14 protein-coding genes and 2 tRNA genes are annotated in these 17,821 nt (G+C 70.0%); 11 read left to right on the top strand and 5 right to left on the bottom strand.

Annotated elements, in window-relative coordinates; translation table 11 throughout:
- Positions 1-11 precede the first annotated feature (11 nt).
- Positions 12-962 (bottom strand): DMT family transporter, encoded by a 951-nt coding sequence (locus ACZ7SW_RS28530; RefSeq protein WP_470233443.1) that lies wholly within the window; start codon positions 960-962, stop codon positions 12-14.
- On the opposite strand from ACZ7SW_RS28530, the gene ACZ7SW_RS28525 reads away from it, so the two are divergent.
- The gene (locus ACZ7SW_RS28525; RefSeq protein WP_470233442.1) at positions 961-2,370 is read left to right on the top strand and encodes an aminotransferase-like domain-containing protein; all 1,410 of its coding nucleotides are present in this window, start codon (positions 961-963) and stop codon (positions 2,368-2,370) included. The two genes, ACZ7SW_RS28530 and ACZ7SW_RS28525, sit on opposite strands and share 2 nt — an antisense overlap.
- On the opposite strand, the gene ACZ7SW_RS28520 is transcribed toward ACZ7SW_RS28525, so the two are convergent.
- Positions 2,291-3,865, bottom strand: a complete 1,575-nt coding sequence (locus ACZ7SW_RS28520; RefSeq protein ID WP_470233441.1) for a class I adenylate-forming enzyme family protein — start codon at positions 3,863-3,865, stop codon at positions 2,291-2,293. The two genes, ACZ7SW_RS28525 and ACZ7SW_RS28520, sit on opposite strands and share 80 nt — an antisense overlap.
- A 9-nt stretch (positions 3,866-3,874) precedes the next feature.
- Complete coding sequence (locus ACZ7SW_RS28515) at positions 3,875-4,750, bottom strand: alpha/beta hydrolase (protein WP_470233440.1); 876 nt, start codon at positions 4,748-4,750, stop codon at positions 3,875-3,877.
- Between the two features lie 70 nt (positions 4,751-4,820).
- Here ACZ7SW_RS28515 and ACZ7SW_RS28510 point away from each other — a divergent pair, with 70 nt between their 5' ends.
- Entirely contained in the window at positions 4,821-5,453 is a 633-nt protein-coding gene (locus ACZ7SW_RS28510) for a TetR/AcrR family transcriptional regulator C-terminal domain-containing protein (RefSeq protein WP_470233439.1), read from the top strand.
- Positions 5,454-5,486: 33 nt separating this feature from the next.
- On the opposite strand, the gene ACZ7SW_RS28505 is transcribed toward ACZ7SW_RS28510, so the two are convergent.
- Positions 5,487-7,304 (bottom strand): NAD(P)-binding domain-containing protein, encoded by a 1,818-nt coding sequence (locus ACZ7SW_RS28505; RefSeq protein ID WP_470233438.1) that lies wholly within the window; start codon positions 7,302-7,304, stop codon positions 5,487-5,489.
- A 153-nt stretch (positions 7,305-7,457) separates the two neighbouring features.
- On the opposite strand from ACZ7SW_RS28505, the gene ACZ7SW_RS28500 reads away from it, so the two are divergent.
- The 9 genes from ACZ7SW_RS28500 to ACZ7SW_RS28460 all read left to right on the top strand — a co-directional run bounded on the left by ACZ7SW_RS28500 (position 7,458) and on the right by ACZ7SW_RS28460 (position 16,447).
- A complete protein-coding gene (locus ACZ7SW_RS28500) occupies positions 7,458-8,648 on the top strand; it encodes a sigma-54-dependent transcriptional regulator family protein (protein ID WP_470233437.1) in 1,191 nt (396 codons plus the stop codon).
- Between the two features lie 83 nt (positions 8,649-8,731).
- Positions 8,732-8,803: transfer RNA gene (locus ACZ7SW_RS28495), tRNA-Val, on the top strand.
- A 34-nt stretch (positions 8,804-8,837) separates the two neighbouring features.
- Positions 8,838-8,912: transfer RNA gene (locus tag ACZ7SW_RS28490), tRNA-Val, on the top strand.
- Positions 8,913-9,166: 254 nt separating this feature from the next.
- Positions 9,167-9,508, top strand: coding sequence for a hypothetical protein (locus ACZ7SW_RS28485; RefSeq protein WP_470233436.1), 342 nt, complete (start codon positions 9,167-9,169; stop codon positions 9,506-9,508).
- A gap of 579 nt (positions 9,509-10,087) precedes the next feature.
- Positions 10,088-12,223, top strand: a complete 2,136-nt coding sequence (locus tag ACZ7SW_RS28480) for a phosphocholine-specific phospholipase C (RefSeq protein WP_470233435.1) — start codon at positions 10,088-10,090, stop codon at positions 12,221-12,223.
- A gap of 499 nt (positions 12,224-12,722) precedes the next feature.
- On the top strand, positions 12,723-13,730 hold the full coding sequence (locus ACZ7SW_RS28475; protein WP_470233434.1) for a ParB/RepB/Spo0J family partition protein: 1,008 nt from the start codon (positions 12,723-12,725) through the stop codon (positions 13,728-13,730).
- A gap of 59 nt (positions 13,731-13,789) precedes the next feature.
- Positions 13,790-14,941 (top strand): 2-deoxy-scyllo-inosose synthase, encoded by a 1,152-nt coding sequence (locus tag ACZ7SW_RS28470; RefSeq protein ID WP_470233433.1) that lies wholly within the window; start codon positions 13,790-13,792, stop codon positions 14,939-14,941.
- Positions 14,942-14,945: 4 nt separating this feature from the next.
- Entirely contained in the window at positions 14,946-15,647 is a 702-nt protein-coding gene (locus ACZ7SW_RS28465) for a cupin domain-containing protein (protein ID WP_470233432.1), read from the top strand.
- Complete coding sequence (locus ACZ7SW_RS28460; protein WP_470233431.1) at positions 15,644-16,447, top strand: SDR family NAD(P)-dependent oxidoreductase; 804 nt, start codon at positions 15,644-15,646, stop codon at positions 16,445-16,447. Before ACZ7SW_RS28465 ends, ACZ7SW_RS28460 begins: the two co-directional genes overlap by 4 nt.
- Before the next feature lie 45 nt (positions 16,448-16,492).
- Here ACZ7SW_RS28460 and ACZ7SW_RS28455 read toward each other — a convergent pair whose 3' ends face one another.
- Complete coding sequence (locus ACZ7SW_RS28455; protein ID WP_470233430.1) at positions 16,493-17,779, bottom strand: ATP-grasp domain-containing protein; 1,287 nt, start codon at positions 17,777-17,779, stop codon at positions 16,493-16,495.
- Positions 17,780-17,821: the final 42 nt, after the last annotated feature.

Here is a 17,821-nt window from a genome sequence, read left to right as displayed (position 1 = left end):
GCCTCTGGAGGTCAGCTCGTGCCGTCGGCCGCCGCCCGAACCGGAGGCCGAACAGTCCGCACCCGCACCGCGCTGCCCGCGCAGGCCACCACTGCCATGCCGCCCAGGATGGTCTGCCAGGTCAGTTCCTCGCCCAGGAATACCGCTGCCCACATCAGATTCAGCACCGGCTGCACCAACTGCACCTGGCTGACCTGAGTCATCGGCCCCAAGCCCAGCCCCCGGTACCACGCGAAGAAGCCCAGATACATGCTCACCACCGCCAAATAGGCGAAAGCGGCCCACTCGCCGACTGTCGCATGTGGAGGTTGCCTCGCGATCGATACGGCGGTCAACGCGACCATCAACGGAGAAGCGACCACCAGCGCCCAGGAAACGGTTTGCCAGGCACCCAATTCCCGCGCGAGCAAACCGCCCTCCGCGTAGCCGATCGCGGCGGCCAGTACCGCGCCGAAGAAAAGCGCGTCCGACCACTGCAGTCCGCTGAGACCGCCGCCTTGCAGGACAGCGAAGCCGATCGCGGCGACGGCGCCGACCGCGGCCAGCGCCCAGAAAGTCGCGGGTGGACGTTCGCGGGTGCGGAGGACCGCTACTACCGCCGTCGCCGCGGGGAGCAGCGCGATGACGACGGCGCCGTGGCTGGCGGAAGCCGTGGTGAGGGCGTACGAGGTCAGCAGCGGGAAGCCGATCACCACGCCGCCCGCGACGACTGCGAGGCGGAACCATTGGGCACCGCGCGGGAGACGCTGCTTGGTGACGATCAGCGCGACGGTCGCGAGCACCGCGGCGACCACTGCGCGCGCGGAACCGATGAACATCGCCGAGAGTCCGCCGTTTTCCACTGCGAGCCGGGTGAACGGCATCGTGAACGAGAACGCCACGACACCGAGCAGTCCCCACCAGAGACCGGCCCGGGGTAGCGCCGGTGCCACCGGGAGAGTAGCGCTATCCTTCAGTTTCATGTCCGACGATAGCAGCTCCCGGATCGCTTCGACACTGCGCGAATGGATCAGCACCGCACCGGCCGGAGCGAAGCTGCCGTCGTCGCGGGAGCTGGTCGCGCGGTATTCGGCCAGTCCGGTGACTGTCCAGAAAGCACTGCGCAGCCTGTCTTCCCAAGGGCTGGTGGAGAGTCTGCCGGGCGTCGGCACGTTCGTCCGCGCCGCGCCGGCCACCGGGTCCGGCGACTACGGCTGGCAGACCGCCGCACTCGGCAGCCCGGGGCACGGGCTGCTCAAACAGCCCGCGTCGCTGCAGCCGGCTTCCACTAACTCAGTAGCGCTTCATTCCGGCTATCCCGACCCCGAACTGCTGCCGGAGCGTCTCGTCCGGAGTGCGTTCTCCCGGGCCGCCCGCACGGCCGCGCTGGTCGGACGGCCACCGACCGCGGGCGTCCCCGAACTGCAGGCCTGGTTCGCCGCGGAACTCCGCGCGGTGACGCCGGCCGGGATCGTCCCGGTCACGCCTCGGGACGTCGTGATCACCCCGGGCAGCCAGAGCGGCCTGGTCACCGCGTTCCGCGCGCTGGTCGGGCCGGGACAGCCGCTGCTGCTGGAATCCCCGACGTACTGGGGAGCGATCCTCGCGGCGACGAAAGCGGGAGTAGCGGTGGTGCCGGTGCCGAGCGGGCCGAACGGACCGGATCCCGACGTGCTGGCCAGGACGTTCGAGCAGACCGGCGCGCGAGCCTTCTACGCGCAGCCCAGTTTCGCCAGCCCGACCGGCGCGCTGTGGCATCCCGACCTGGCCAGCCGCGTCCTCGACACCGTCCGCCAGCACGGCGCGTTCCTGATCGAGGACGATTCCGCGCACGATTTCGGCATCACCGCGGAACCGCAACTGCTCGCCGGACGCGACGACGACGGCCACGTGGTCTACCTCCGCTCCCTCACCAAGAGCGTCTCCCCCGCGATCCGCGTCGCCGCGCTGATCGCCCGCGGCCCGGCGCGCGACCGGATTCTCGTCGACACGCTGGCGGAGTCGATGTACGTCAGCACGGTGCTGCAGACCGTCGCGCTCGACGTCGTGACCCAGCCCGCGTGGCGCACCCACCTGCGCCGGGTCCGGCACCAGCTCAAGACCCGCCGGGACCTGCTGCTCACCGGACTCCGCGAACACGCGCCCGCGGTGCAGGTGGAATCCGTGCCGCAAGGCGGGCTGAACCTCTGGGCGCGGCTGCCCGGGACGGTCGACCTGGCGCACGTGGTCCGCGACTGCGAATCCGCCGGCGTGGTCATCGGCTCCGGCGACGAATGGTTTCCCGCCGAACCGACCGGGCGCTTCATCCGGCTCAACTACGCCGGGCCGAATCCCGGTGCGTTCGCCGACGCGGCGAGGGTGATCCAGGAAGCGGTCGCGGCGAACGTCTAGTTTTCCGCGCGCAGGGCTGCTTTTTGCACTTCCCGGACGGCGTCAGCGGCAGACTGGGCCGGAGCACGATCTGGCGCGGGACCTTGTAGTCAGCCAGCTTTCCGGCGCAGAACTCCTTCAGTGCCGCTTCGGTGACCGTCGAATCCTGTGCTGGGACAACGTAATACCGGCCGATCTCCCCCAGCACCGGGTCCGGGACGCCGACCCCTGCCGCCATCAGCACCCCGGGATGCGCGGCGAGGACGTTCTCCACCTCGACCGGATAGATGTTGAATCCGCCTTGGACGAACATGTCCTTGGCGCGGCCGTGCAATGTCAGGTATCCGTCCTCGTCCGCCCGCGCCATGTCGCCGGTGTGCAGCCAGCCGTCCGCGTCCACCGCCGCCGAGGTTTCCGTCGGCAGATTGTGATAGCCAGCCATGATCGACGGTGTGCGGAACACCAGCTCGCCAGTTTCGCCGACTGGCAGCGTTTCTCCGGACGGGGAGGCGATTTTCACTTCCACCCCGGGGAAAGGAACGCCGATCGAGCGTTCGGTCGCCTCCGTGCTGGCACCCCACGGCGTCATCACGACAGCGCCGGAAACCTCGCTCAACCCGTACAGATTCATCACTGTCGCCTTCGGGAACGCGGCCGTAAGACGTTGCAGCAGAGCAGGTTCCGCGTTCGCGCCACCGGTGACCACTACGCGAATCGCGGAAGTGTCGACGCCGGCGAAACGGTCGTGATTCAGCAGCAGTGTGTGCATCGTCGGCACACCGACCCACATCGTCAGGCCGGCGGTCCGGAACAGCTCGGCGGCGGCGCCTGCGTCGAAGGACGGCAACAACACCGACCGGCTGCCGGCGACCAACGCGGACAAGACGCAGCAGGTGATACCGCTGACGTGATTCAGCGGAACGGCCACCGGCAGCACATCGGCGGGGCTCAATTGGAGGTGATCGGCTTCCGCGGCGGCCGCCGCCAGCTGGCCGCGCTGGGTCAGCGTCGCGCCTTTGGGACGGCCGGTGGTGCCGGAGGTGTAGATGATCATCACCGGGTCGTCCGCTTCGACCGCCGCCGAAGCAGCGGCCAAGGCGTCGGTGTCCGGCTCCGCCGAACCCAGCTCGGCAAACGTCACGAAGGAGACCCCGGGCAGTTCGAGTTTTCCCAGCAGGGCAAGGAAATCAACGTCGCCCGCCGACGGTTCGGTGACCACGAGCCGCGCACCGGAATCGGCGAGAATGTGCGCGAATTCGGTTTCCCGGTATCGCGGGCTCAGCCCGGCCACCGCCGCGCCGATCTTCGCGGCGGCGAAGTACACCGCCAGCCATTCCGGCGTTGTGCGCCCGTTGACCGCGATCCGGTCGCCGCGCCGCACGCCCCGCCGCAGGAAGTCGGCGGCGATCCGGTCCGACCACGCGTCCATCTCGGAAAACCGGAGGTCGCGCGGACCGGCGGTCCAGCCGACGGCGTCCGCGGGGGCGGCGCGGAGCAGGTCGTGAATACGCGTCATCGCTCGTCCTCACTGGGTCAGGTGGACGGCGAGGAAGCCGAGCTGATCCGCGACGACCTTTTCGACCACAGGCGGATGGTAGACCGTGAAGTGATCCGCGTCGTAGTGCTTCAGCACGGCGCGCGGCGCGTCGACGGCCACCGCCTCGGCGATCGACGGGTCGATGAGGTTCTCCCGGTCGCAAGCGCAGATCAGCAGCGGACATCGGACGCGCGAGGCCTGCGCGGCGGCGTTGTAGAACGCCATGTCCAACCCGGACGCGGCGGTGATCCGGTTGTCGAACCGGCTGCCGTCCGGCGTGACCGATTCCCAGCCTTCCAGCGCGCCGGGCTGGTTGACGAAGGCGAGTTCGCCCGGGCGGCCGACCAGCGGAACGTACCGGCGCGGCAGGCGCGACGCGGACCGCAGCAGGTCGGAGACGATCGGCCCGGTGAAGCGCGCGAGGTGCCGCGGACCGGCCCGCGCGACGACGGCCCGGCCGCTGAACACCGGACATTGCACGACCGCCGCGGCCAGCGACGGATGCCTCGCCGCGGCGGCGAGCACGTGGCTGGCGCCGAACGACGTTCCCCACAAGGCGATCCGGCCGGCGTCGATCTCCGGCCGCGTGCGGGCGAACGCCAGCGCCGCGTCGACGTCCTCGGCGTACCGCCGCCGGCTGACCAGCTGCCGGGGTTCGCCGCCGGACTCGCCGAGGTGCCGGAAATCGAACGCCAGCACGGCGAAACCCGCTGCGGAGAACCAGGTTTCGTACTGGCCGAGCATCATCCCGTGCGTCGCGCCGCCGCCGTGCACGAGCACGATCGCCGGATGCGGGCCCGGTCCGTCCGGGAGCGTCAACCAGGCCGCGCACTGGTCGCGGCCGGAACGGAAACTGGTGCGCATGCCGCCTCCATGAAGTACGTTGTACGTGAACCCAGCTAAACACGTACCTTGTACTTAATCAAGGAGAACCTTGCCCGCACCTCGGAAGTTCACGCGCGAACGGCTGCAGGCCGCCGCGCTCGCACTGGTCGACGCCGCCGGACTGGACGGCCTGACGATGCGCAGCCTCGCGACCGGATTGGGCACCGGGCCGATGACGATCTACAACTACGTCGACGGCCGCGACGGGCTGGAGCAGCTGGTCACCGAGGCGGTGATGGCAGAGGCGACCTGGCCGGATCCGTCCGGCGACTGGCGCGCCGACGTGCACGCCGTCGCCGAGGGAATGTGGCGGGCGGTGCGAGCGCATCCGCACGCCATCCCGCTGATCCTGACCCGCCGCAGCTTCGACCTCGCGACGCTCCGACCGGCCGAAGCGCTGGTGCGGGCACTGGCCCGCGGCGGACGGTCCGGAGCGGAACTGCTGGTCGCGTTCCGCACGGTTTCCGCTTTCGTCACCGGCTTCGCGCAGGCCGAACTGGCGGGTCCGCTGTCGCGCGACGCGGACGTCGCCGAGACCACCGACCGGATCGCGGAACTGCGTCAAGACCAGTTCGCCGGGCTCCTCGAAATCGCCGAAGCCGCCGCGGCGAGCGACCCGGAGACCGAGTTCGCCGCCGGGATGAGCGTCGTTCTCGCCGGACTGCGAGAAAAAACCCGGTGACCGCCCGCCGCGGCCACCGGGTTTCGTCGACGCTCAAGACAGGTGATGCACGTCCTGCAGCCCGTACACCGGCGTCTCAAGACCCTCGAACCGCGCCTTCAGCTGCAGCGCCAGATACAGCGAATAATGCCGGGACTGGTGCAGATTCCCGCCGTGGAACCACAATCCCTCCTGCTGGGTGGGCTTCCACATGTTGCGCTGCTCGCCCTCCCACGGGCCCGGGTCCTTGGTCGTTTCCGAGCCGAGTCCCCAGCATTTGCCGACCCGGTCCGCGGTTTCCTGCCCGACCAGGTCGGCGACCCAGCCGTTCATCGAGCCGTAGCCGGTCGCGTAGACGACCACGTCGGCCTCCAGCTCGGTGCCGTCCGACAGCACCACCGAATTCGCGGTCAGGCGGTCGACCTGGCCGTGTGCGAGCTTGACGCTGCCATTGGCGACGAGTTCCGAAGCGCCGACGTCGATGTAGTAGCCGGAGCCGCGGCGCAGGTACTTCATGAACAGGCCGGAACCGTCGTCGCCCCAGTCGTGTTTGAAGCCCGCCGCCTCGAGCCGGGCGTAGAAGTCCGCGTCGCGTTCGCGGATCGCTTGGTACACCGGGATCTGGAACTCCGGCATGATCCGGTACGGGATCGACGCGAAGATCAGGTCGGCCTTCTCGGTGGTGACGCCCGCGGCGAGCGCGCGCTCCGAGTACAGGTCGCCGAGGCCGAGGTCCATCAGCGAATCCGACTTCACGATGTGCGTGGACGAGCGCTGCACCATCGTCACGTCCGCGCCGTGCTCCCACAGCGCCGCGCAGATGTCGTGCGCCGAGTTGTTCGAACCGACGACGACCGCCTTCTTGCCCGCGTACGCGTCCGGTCCGGGGTGCTGCGACGAATGGTGCTGGTCGCCCTCGAACTCGTCCATTCCGGGAAACGACGGCAGATTCGGCTTGCCCGACATGCCGGTCGCGAAGACCACGTGCCGCGGGGCCAGGACGACCTGTTCACCGTCGCGATCCACCGTGACATGCCACTGCTTCGCGTTGTCATCCCAGACCGCGGAGGTGACCGCCGAACGCGTCCAGTACGGCACCTCCATCAGGCGCGTGTACATCTCCAGCCAGTCCGCGATCTTGTCCTTCGGCGCGAACACCGGCCAGTTCTCCGGGAACGGCAGATAGGGCAGGTGGTCGTACCAGACGGGGTCGTGCAGGCAGAGGTTCTTGTACCGCTTGCGCCACGAATCGCCGGGCCGGTCGTTGCGCTCCACCACCAGCGCGGGCACGCCGAGCTGGCGCAGCCGGGCGCCGAGCGCGATCCCGCCCTGCCCGCCGCCGATCACGACGACGTAGGGCTGCTGGTCGTAGCCCAGCGTTTCCTGCTCCTCGGCCCGCTTCTCCGCCCACGACCGACGGCCGCGGACCACACCGTGCTCGACGCCCTTGGGCCGCCGTTCCCGCTGCGACTCCTCGAATCCCTTCAGCTCGCGCAGGCTGGTGAGCAGCGTCCACGCGCCCTCTTCCTTCAGCCGCAGATGCCCTTTCGCGCGTCCGGCGGAGGTCTCGAACTCGATCCACGCCTCGGTGACGCCGCCGGCTTCGGTGGCCGGTTCGGAGGTGCGGAACCCGCTCGGGTCAGTCGTTTCCAGACAGCCGCCGAGCAGCCCGGCGACCCCGTCGCGGCCCTCGACGGTCTTGAGGTTCCAGGTGAACGAAACCAAGTCGCGCCAGTAGGAATCGACGGCGAACAACGCCGCGGCGGCCTCGACGTCGCGGGCGGTCAGCGCGGCCTCGAACCGGGCCAGCCAGTCCTCGACCCGGGCCTGCGGCGTACTCGCCTCCGCGATCCGGTCGACTGTCTGTGTCATCGCTACTCCTCGGACGTCGCTGTCGTGGTGTAGCGCCGATCACACTCCTGTCGCGAAGGGCGCGGCAAGGGTTGCAGCGAGTTGCACGCGCCGGGTCGTGGCGGCATCGGCGCAGGTCACCTATGCTGGGCCGCTGACGCGATGGTGCGGGAGGTGACTGTGGTGGTGCACAGTGCGGTGCCTCCGGGCCGCAACCTGCCCACCCACGCCCGCGATCTCGTCCGGATGCACGAAGCCGTCATCGGCGGCAGCCGTCCGGTCGTGCCGCCGCGGCCGCTCGTCTCGCGCTCCTGGTCCCGAGTGCTGAGCCTCGGCCTCACCGCCGACGGGATGAACGCCCGCGATTCGGTGCCCGGCGACGAGGTCGAACGCCGCAGGCACGGCTCGCCGCTGCGGCACGTCATCGAAGACCTCCGCCAGGTCGTCGGCGCGACCTCCGATTCGGCGCACATGCTCCTGGTGGTCACCGACGCCGACGGCATCATCCTGTGGCGCGAAGGCTCGTCCGCCGTCCGGCGCAAAGCGGACACGCTGGGCTTCACCGAGGGTTCCGAATGGACCGAATCCCGCGTCGGCACCAACGCGATCGGCACCGCGCTCGCCGAAGCCGCGCCCATCGAACTGCTCGCCGGCGAACACTTCGAGCAGAACCAGCACCCGTGGTACTGCACCGCCTCGCCCATCCACGACCCGCGCACCGGCGAACTGCTCGGCGTGATCGACATCAGCGGCCCCGCCCTGACTCTGCATCCCGCGATCGGGGCCCTCGTCGAAACCGGCAAGCGGCTAGCCGAATCCGAACTGTGGCGCACGCACCGTCAACGCCTCGAACGACTGCGCCAAATGGCTGAACCTGTCCTGTCTTCCGGCCCCGCGCTGGTCGTGGACGAGGACGGCTGGGTCGCGCACAGCGTCGGCGTCTCCGCGGGCGAACGCATCGCCGCCCCCAAAGCCGGCCAGGTAGTCGCCGTCCCCGGCCTGGGCGCCTGCCTCCCCGAACCCATCGCCGACGGCTGGCTAGTCCGCCCCGCCAGCACCGCCCGCGCCGTCCGGCTCGACCTGGACCTCACGCCCGCTCCCCTGCTCAGCCTCCAAGCCGGCGACACCGGCTGGCGCCGCCCGATCACGAAACGCCACGCGGAAATCCTGGTCCGCTTGGAGAAGGCCGGCCGCGACGGCCTGTCCGCGGTCGCGCTGAGCCACGCCCTCTACGGCGACGCCGAGCATCTGGTCACCGTCCGCGCCGAGGTGTCCCGCCTGCGCCGCCTGTTGGGCGCCATCGTCGACACCCGCCCCTACCGGCTGGCCGAAGGCGTGCGCATGACTGTCCACGCAGGACAGTGACCAGCGCGGTCCCCGAAACCGGGCCCCCTGTGCGACGTCGCCGGGGCGTCCGCTAATGTTTACGACACGTTGCACAGCAGCAAGCGCGATTAGCTCAGCGGGAGAGCGCTTCCCTGACACGGAAGAGGTCACTGGTTCAATCCCAGTATCGCGCACTCCAGTCCACCCCAGGCTGGTGCGTTGCACAACGGGCGATTAGCTCAGGGGGAGAGCGCTTCGTTCACACCGAAGAGGTCACTGGTTCGATCCCAGTATCGCCCACCATCTGTTTCTCCGCGAACGGCCTGCCGATTGTCTTTACCGGCAGGCCGTTCGTGTTTTTCGGGAGCGCACCCGCAGCACCTGGTCCTCGATGCCGACGGTTTCGGCGGCCAGTGGGTGCCGTCCAGGCTTCGATCCGCAAGCACTGTTTCACCGAATCCGGCTTGGTCCCGATCGATACGATCGGCCTGAACTCCCAGCAGATCCCGTAGCGCGAGGACTCCGCCAAGCCCTTCGTCTTCCTCTTGAGGTGACCCGTGTCCGCTGTGTTCGTCATCGATCCGCGCGGCAAGCGCGACCTAGGGTTTCTCGACTGGAACCCTTCCCGCGGCATGCTTCTGCGCGTTCTCGGGTTCATCGCAGGCGAGGTCGAGGATCAGGCGCTGGCCGCGGACCTGCGCGAGTTCGCGGCCGGGGGTTACGCGTTCCTCGCTCTGAGCAGCTACAGCGCGGAGCAGGGCGCCGAGATCATGAAGGTGATCCGGGAGAAGCTGCCGGCCGCGGTCGAAGAGTGGTATCCGGGCCACGAGGGCGTCCGCCAGCACATCGCGGAGCTAGTCGAACTGGTCGAGGAAGCCGAAGCCGCTCCCTCGGCGTGACCGAAACCGGCGGGGGTTTCCCGTCAAAAGCCGGACGCCGTGCGGGTTGCCGTTGCCCGCGGCGCGCAGTTCGATCAGGCCGGACAGCTCCTTGGACTCCGCCCAGCCGCCGCTGCGTCCAGTCGCTCGCCGCGGCCAGGTCGGCGGCGTCCGGGACCCGGCCGTTTTCGGTCTCCAGCCACAATTCCCCATCCCGCACCCGCTGCCGGACGAACTCGCGGTCCTTCGCCGACGCGGGCCGGTCCGCCTCCGCGACGATCCCCGCCGCCAGCCACGACGGTCAGTCCGGCGGCCTCGAACAACGCGGTCAACTCGGCTCGCGAAATGTCACCTCGCGCGTCCTTTCGCGGCCGCTTTCGCTCCCGGCGCACCACGGACAGTGCCGGGACAATCACCAGATCCGCCGTCGCCAAGATCACCAAAAATCCGGCCCGGGCCACGACAAGCCGCCCCCGGACGGAGTATTCACCCGCGCGCCAGATCCGGGACACTCAGCTCGTTCATGCTCTGCTCCGGGCGAGCGGCGGCCGGTAAATCCGGGCGACCGCTGTCTCGCCGCGAACACGTGGAGGACGCAACATGGCGGGTACGAGTCGCCGGAATTTTCTCGGCATGGCGGGCGCTTCGCTGGCCGGCGCGGCGGCCGGAGGGCTGCTGCCCGGGTCTATCGGGAAGGCGCTCGCGGTCGAACCGGCCCGCCGGTCGGGCACTATCGAGGACGTTGAGCACGTCGTCGTGCTGATGCAGGAGAACCGGTCCTTCGACCACTACTTCGGCACCATGCGCGGCGTGCGCGGCTACGGCGACCCCCGGCCGCACCTGCTGCCCAACGGACGGCCGGTCTTCTACCAGCCGCCGGCGAAGGAGCGCACCTCCCGCTACAACGGCCGCGGCCTTCCCGACGACGCCGAGTACGTGCTGCCGTTCCCGCTCGACGCCCTGCGCACCAGCGAGCACATCGCCGGCACCGACCACAGCTGGGGCAGCGGCGAGCCGCTCTGGAACGGCGGGCGCTACGACGGCTGGGTGAACGAGAAGCAGGACGTGTTCACCATGTGCTACCAGCAGCGTTCCGAGCTGCCCTACCACTACGCGCTGGCCGAGGCGTTCACCATCTGCGACGCCTACCACTGCTCGGTCCCCGCCGACACCGCGCCGAACCGGATCATGCTCTGGTCGGGCACCATCGACACGCAGAACCGGCTCGGCACCAAGCCGAACGGCCCCGGCCTGGACGAGCGGGCGGACACCAACGGCTACACCTGGACCACCTACCCCGAGCGGCTGCAGAAGGCCGGCGTCACCTGGAAGCTCTACCAGGGCGGCAGCGGCATCCCCGGCGAGCCGACGGACAACTACACGGACAACTCGCTCGAGTTCTTCGCGCAGTACCACCGCCGGGAAGGCGCGTCCGGACCGCTGGTCGACCAGGGCGTCTCGACGCACACGCTCAAGGAGTTCCGCGCCGACGTGCAGGCCGGGACGCTGCCGCAGGTCACCTGGATCGTCCCGCCGTACAAGTACAGCGAGCACGCCGCCGCGTCCGCCAGCGACGGCGCGTACTACCTGAACCTCGTCCTCGACGCGCTGGTCTCGAACCCCGAGGTGTGGAGCAAGACCGTCTTCTTCGTCAACTACGACGAGAACGACGGCCTGTTCGACCACGTCGTCCCGCCGATGCCGCCGCTGCTGAACCGGCCGGGCACGGACGGCCTGGTGTCGCGGTCGCTCTCGGCCAGCCTCGCCGACGAGTTCCTCGACTTCGACAAGCTGCGCCCGAGCACCGGAACCGGCCCGAGCGGCCACCGGCTGGCCGGCAAGCACCCGGCCGGGCTGGGCTCGCGGGTGCCGATGTTCGTCGTGTCGCCGTGGTCGCGCGGCGGCTGGGTCTGCTCGGAGACCTTCGACCACACCTCGGTGCTGCGCTTCCTCGAAGCCCGTTTCGGCGTGGCGGAGCCGAACATCAGCGCGTGGCGCCGTTCCGTCTCCGGCGACCTCACCTCGGCGTTCGATTTCTCGCGCCCGCAAACGAAGCCGGTCGTGACGCCCACGCCCGCTCCGCTGCCGAGCAAGAACCAGCCGTTCTCGGTGAAGCTGCCGCAGGCGATGCCGAAGCAGGAGCCGGGCGTGCGCCCCGCGCGGGCGCTGCCGTACCGGTTCACCACCGGGGTCTCCGGCAAGCGCGACGGTCGCTCGATTTCGGTGCAGTTCATCAACAACGGCACCGTGGGCGCGCACTTCTACGCCTACGCGCACGGCGATTCCCCGCGCCGCTACACGGTCGCCGCGCACGACACCGTCAGCGACATCTGGGAAGGCGCGCCGGGCACCGACGAGCACGGCAACTACGACCTTCGCGTGACCGGCGCGAACGGTTACCTCGCGCAGTTCACCGGCACCACCGCGGACACCACTGAGCCCGAGGTTTCGGTGTCCACGAACAATTACGGCGCCCCGCTGCTCACGCTGACCGTCACGAACCCGGGCCGCCAGCGCCGGAAACTCAAGCTGCGCAACGACTACAGCCCCGGCTCCGCCCGGACGATCGTGCTCGGCCCCGGCGAAACCCGGCGGGTGCCGTGCGAAACGGCGTCCGCGTTCGGCTGGTTCGACCTCTCGCTGACCGATCCGGCCGCGCCGGGCTACCTGCGCCGGTTCGCCGGGCACAACGAGACCGGCCGTCCCAGCTTCAGCGACCCCGGTCCTCGCCGCTGAATCCCGCGACGCCGCCGCCCGATCGCCTTCCCGGCGGTCGGGCGGCGGCGTTTCCGGCGCACCGCGCCGGTGTTCGACTGGCTACCGGTCCCCACCTGAACACCGCTCCCGCCGCGGATTCCCGGCCGGGGCCCGTCCGGCAGGCACCCGCTCGCTCAGCACAGCCGTCGCCGCGGCGCCATTTCCGGAACCGTCCCGCCGATTCCTGACGATTTCCGCGAAAACACCGGCGGAAAACCGCTGCTGCCGACCAGCGGGAACCGGCCGCCGGCGTTCAAGATCGTTTGACGCGCCAAACGAACCGCTGCTACGCTGGAAACTCAATGGGGATCCACACCGCGTGAAATGCTGCGGAATGACTGCGCGTTGAATCACTCGGGTATTCACGCGCTCAGTTATCTGCCGCTCCCATAATCGCGCGATTTTCACGCCAGTCAGCTTACCCGGATTTCGGCAGGCAGTTTCCGAGACGGATAGTGCGCCACTTGGGGGCAAGGATATGGCCGGACACAAGCACGCCCGGGACAGCGCGGAACCGGAGCGGCCCGCGCAGGCGGACCGGCTCATCGGAGCCGAGGTCGTCGCCGTTCCCGTCGCTTCGCTGCGGACAGCCCTGTCGCCGAGAGCCGAGGGAGAAGACGAGAGCCACGTCCGGCTGCTGGCCCAGTCCGCGGGACGGCTGCCGCCGATCGTCGTGCACCGCGACACCATGCACGTCATCGACGGGATGCACCGGCTGCGCGTGGCGATCGGGCGCGGCGCGACCCACGTGCCGGCGCGCTTCTACGAAGGCGACGAGCGCGACGCTTTCGTTCTCGCCGTGCGGCTGAACACCCAGCACGGCCTGCCGCTGTCGCTGCCCGACCGGCTCGCCGCCGCCGCGCGCATCATGCGGTCGCATCCGGAGTGGTCGGACCGGCTGATCGCGTCGATGACCGGGCTGACGCACAAGACCGTGCGGCGCGTCCGGCACCGGCCAGGGGCCGACGTGCCGCGGCCGGATTTCCGGCGCGGCCAGGACGGCCGGATCCGGCCGATCAACCCGGCCGCGGGCAGGCGGCTCGCGGCCAGGCTGATCGCCGAACGCCCGCAGTCCTCGCTGCGCGAGATCTCCCGGGCGGCGGGCATCGCGGTCGCGACGGTCCGCGACGTCCGCGACCGGCTGCGGGCCGGGGCCGATCCGGTGCCCGCGCGGCATTCCCCGGAGCCGGAGCCGCCGGGCCCGGGTCCCGGCGCGGGGCGGCCTGGGTGCCCGGCGCCGCAGGCCGACCCGCGCGCGGCACTTCACGACCTGCGCCAGGATCCGTCGCTGCGGTTCAGCGAAACCGGCCGGGCGGTGCTGCGGCTGCTGGAGGCCGGGTCGCTCGATCCGGCGCACTGGGCGCGGCTGCGCGCCTCCGTGCCGCCGCATCGCGCCGACCTCGTCGCCGAAGTCGCCCGCAGCTGCGCGGAAGCGTACGCGCAATTCGCGCGGCAATTGGAAACGTCCGTCCGCCCGGCCATGTGAATCCGGCCGGGCCAGCACGACCAGCACGTTCTTTTTCGCCAACCGTGGATGGGAAAGTTGTGTCTTTGCTAGCCGAGGCTTCCCGCGTCTCCCAGCGCGAGGTCCAGTTCGGTGACGTCCGCTACGACTTCTGCACCGGGCACGGTTCCGGTTCGCTGCGGGCTTTCGCGCGCAGGCTGGCGGAACTGAACGCCGACCGGTTCGTGATCGTCGCCGACACCGGGCTCTCCGAATCCCAGATCGGGCAGGTGCGCCGTCTGGTCGGCGACGTCGCCCCGGCCGACGTCCTGCCCGCCGACGCCGAGGAGCCCGCCAAATCCCTCGCCGTCGCCGATTCCCTCGCCGAGCGGATGTTCCGGGCCGGGGTGACCCGCAAGTCCGTGATCGTCGCGATGGGCGGCGGGCTGGTGGGCAACCTCTCCGGGCTGCTGGCCGCGCTCGTGTTCCGCGGCATCCGGCTGGTGCACCTGCCGACCACGCTGCTGAACATGTCGGATTCGGTGCTGTCGCTGAAACAGGCGGTCAACTCGACCGTCGGCAAGAACCACCTCGGCGCCTTCCACGCGCCGTCGCTGGTGTGGAACCACCTCGACTTCCTGACGACGCTGCCCGCGGACGAGATCCGGTCGGCGCTGTGCGAAATGGTCAAGAACGTCCTGTGCGTCGTGCCCGAGCGCTACGACGAGGTCGCCGCCCGCCTCCGCCCGGACGGCCGCTACCCGATGGCCGACCTCGCCTGGTTCATCGACCTGTGCGTGGACGCGAAAACCCTGGTCATGCGCGACGATCCGCGCGAGGAAGGCGAGGGGCTCGTCCTGGAATACGGCCACACCGTCGGCCACGCCGCCGAATTGGTCACCCACGGCGGCCTGCGGCACGGGTACGGCGTCGGGCTCGGCATGCTCGCCGCCGCCCGCATTTCGCGCGAACTGGGCCTGCTCGACCGCGCCGACGAGGCAGCGCACCTGAACCTGCTCAAGCGGGCCGGAGCCCCGACCGTGCTGCCCGCCGACGCCCCGGTGGACGCGGTGTTCGACGCCGTGCGGCTGGACAACAAGCGCGGCTACGTGAAACCGGCGGCCGGGATGCGCGACCTGATCCTGTTGTCCGGCCTCGGCCGTCCGCACCGCACGGACGGCACGCTCATCACGCAGGTGCCCGGCGAGACCGTCCGGGCGGGCATCGAATCCATCGCAACTGCCGGAAGGTGATCTGATGGGCATGACCAGCCGCGGCCCCGCCGCGCCGTACGGACTGATCGTCAACGACACCAGCGGCGCCGCCACCACGTACCACCAGGTCGGCGGCGACGGGGTCTGCCAGTGGAAGACGCTGTTCAACGGCGGGCACCTCGCCGGGAGCTGGAACATCGTCGAGCACCTCACGATCGAACCGGGCGGGTCGGTGGGCGAGCACGTCCACGACCGCACCGAGGAGATCTACTACATCCTCAGCGGCGAGGCCGAGATGCGGATGAACGGCGAGCCGTTCATCGTCCGCGCGGGCGACCTCATCACGACGCCGATCGGCGCGGCGCACGCGATCGCGAACCGGTCCGGCGAGGACATGCAGTTCTTCGTCACGGAGGTCTTCCCCCAGCCGGGCCCGGCCGCCGAGCCCGCCCGGATGTCCTTGCCCGGGGCGGGAACGGCGATCGACCTTCGCCCGTATTTCACCGGGGACTGGCGGAATTTCACCCTGATCGAGGTACCGGAAGGCGGCACCGCGAAACGGGAAGCGCCCGCGGAGAACACACAGGTGCTGTATCTCGTGGACGGCACCGCGGAGTTCGAAGTGGACGGTCGCCGCTACCCCGGCGGGCCCGGCCGCTGTTTCGCGATGCAGCCGGGAATGGACTGGCGGGTCACCGCCCGCGGTCCGCTGACCTTGATCAGCACGGAGGTGGCGGCCGGATGAAGTTCGCACTCGCCGACCAGGTCGTCCTGATCACCGGCGCGGCAGGCGGAATCGGCGCCGCCACCGCATTGGCCTTCGCCGACGAGGGCGCGCGGGTGGGCCTGACCGACCGCGACGGCGCGGGGTTGGCCGAGGTGGCCGAATCCGTCCGCGAGCGCGGAGCCAAGGCCGCGGTCCAGGTCGCCGATCTCTCGACCGCGGAAGGGGTTTCGGCCGCGGTCGACGGGCTGCTCGGCGAGTTCGGCGCACCGGCCGACGTCCTCGTCAACAACGTCGGGCAGGGCGTGGCCAAGTCCTTCGACGAGCTGACCGACGAGGACTTCCGGCACACGTTCGAAATCAATTTCCTCAGCGCGGTCAGGGCGATCCGCGCCGTGCTGCCCGGCATGCGCGAGCAGGGACGCGGCAGCATCGTCACCGTCTCCTCGGACCTGGCCCGCCAGCCGGAGACGGCGCTGATCGACTACCAGGTCTCGAAAACAGCCCTGGTCGGCCTGACCAAAAGCCTCGCGTTGGCCGAGGGACCGGCGATCCGGGTGAACGCGGTCGCGCCGGGTCCGGTGTGGACTCCGCTGTGGACCCGTCCGGGCGGGCTCGCCGACAGCATGGCGGCCTTGCACGGCCTCGACCCCGAACCGGCCGTGGAATACGAGATGAGCAGGCGGCAGCTTCCGCTCGGCCGGATGGGCCAGCCGCACGAGGTGGCCTCGGTGATCGCGTTCCTGGCGTCGGCGGCCGCGTCGTTCGTCACCGGCAGCGTCTGGGGCGTGGACGGCGGCACGATCCGCGGCATGCACTGAATCACGGCCAGGCACCGGTTCCCGCGGGAACCGGTGCCTGTTCGTTCAGCTGGCGTCGGAAAGCTCCACCCGCAGCGTGTTCTCCAGCTTCTCGGCGACGTCGAACAGGCCCTCGGAGGTCGGGCTGGTGATGAACGACCGCCACAGACTGCTGAACCCGCCCATCCGCCAATCCGGCGTGCTGCCGACGGGATAACGCAGCGAAAGGTCCCGCACGCCCTCGATGGCGCGGGCCTCGGCCTCGCCGTGGATCGCGCGCACCACCACGTCCCGCTGCGGCGAGACCGGCGTCAGGAACAGCGAATGGCAGTCGAAGCTCAGCGTCGCCTCGGGTTTGCCGCCCAGCGCCATCCGGCCGAGGTCGGCGATCACGTCGTAGCCCGCGGTCAGCTCGAGCATGCGCGGCACCGGCCCGCCGAGCCTGCCGTTGACCTCGATCACCCGCGGCCCGTCCTCGGTGAGCTTGAATTCGATGTGCGTCGCGCCGTGCCGGAGGTCGAGGGCGCGGATCGCGTCGGCGGCGGCCTCGCGCAGCACGTCCTGCCGTTCGGTGTCCAAAATGGACGGAAGCAGGTCGCCGGTCTCGCGAAACGGCGGCGCCAGCGGGTATTTGTCGGTGACGGCCAGATGGGTGATCTCGCCGTCGCAGACCAGGGATTCGACGCTGGCGTGGTCGCCGTAGCGCTCGTCCCGGTGCCAGCGCTGCCCGATCAGCAGGCTTTCCACCATCAGCACCGGTTCCCGGCCGTACATCCGGGGATCGGCCCGGTAGTGCCGGTCCGCCTCGGCCACCGCGCCGGCCAGCACCTCCGGCGAGTCGACGAGCATCGTCGAGATGCTGCCGACGCCCACGATCGGCTTGAGCACCGCGGGCAGCCCGACCTCGGCCAGCGCGGCGGCCGGGTCCTCGCCCGGCCGGAGCACCGCCATCCGCGGCCCCGGCAGGCCCGCTTCGAGCAGCGCGGCCCGTTGCAAATCCTTGCGCTGCACCAGAGACGCCGCGCGCGCCGAGTGGTACGGCAGGCCGAGGCGTTCGGCCGCCACGGCCACCTGGTGCAGCAGGTGCTCGTTCTGCGCGAACACCCCGTCCGGCCGCCAGGTCTGGGCGATCTTCGCGATCGCCTCAGTCACCTGGTCCGGCCGATCGACCTGCACGACTTCGACGTCGGCGCCCCGTTTGGCCAGTTCGCGTTCTTTCTGCGCCGCGTGTTCGGGAAACGGCGGCGGCACATACAGCACTTTCAGTTCGGCCAGCGGCGCCAGCGACCGCAGGTATTCGTGCGGCGAGACGCCGCCCATCCCGTCCACCACGAGAAGCCGTGGCAAGCCCATCGCGTTCCCCCTGATCCGGTGAAAAACCTTGCAGGTCAACGT

It is taken from the genome of Amycolatopsis sp. NPDC114484 (assembly GCF_055633755.1).
This window is presented reverse-complemented; position numbering and strand designations above follow the sequence as displayed.

Coding starts and splice junctions, on each gene's coding strand:
- ACZ7SW_RS28530 (WP_470233443.1), bottom strand. CDS start 962: ATGAAACTGAAGGATAGCGCTACTCTCCCGGTGGCACCGGCGCTACCC.
- ACZ7SW_RS28460 (WP_470233431.1), top strand. CDS start 15,644: ATGAAGTTCGCACTCGCCGACCAGGTCGTCCTGATCACCGGCGCGGCA.
- ACZ7SW_RS28455 (WP_470233430.1), bottom strand. CDS start 17,779: ATGGGCTTGCCACGGCTTCTCGTGGTGGACGGGATGGGCGGCGTCTCG.
- ACZ7SW_RS28505 (WP_470233438.1), bottom strand. CDS start 7,304: ATGACACAGACAGTCGACCGGATCGCGGAGGCGAGTACGCCGCAGGCC.
- ACZ7SW_RS28480 (WP_470233435.1), top strand. CDS start 10,088: ATGGCGGGTACGAGTCGCCGGAATTTTCTCGGCATGGCGGGCGCTTCG.
- ACZ7SW_RS28525 (WP_470233442.1), top strand. CDS start 961: ATGTCCGACGATAGCAGCTCCCGGATCGCTTCGACACTGCGCGAATGG.
- ACZ7SW_RS28515 (WP_470233440.1), bottom strand. CDS start 4,750: ATGCGCACCAGTTTCCGTTCCGGCCGCGACCAGTGCGCGGCCTGGTTG.
- ACZ7SW_RS28475 (WP_470233434.1), top strand. CDS start 12,723: ATGGCCGGACACAAGCACGCCCGGGACAGCGCGGAACCGGAGCGGCCC.
- ACZ7SW_RS28465 (WP_470233432.1), top strand. CDS start 14,946: ATGGGCATGACCAGCCGCGGCCCCGCCGCGCCGTACGGACTGATCGTC.
- ACZ7SW_RS28520 (WP_470233441.1), bottom strand. CDS start 3,865: ATGACGCGTATTCACGACCTGCTCCGCGCCGCCCCCGCGGACGCCGTC.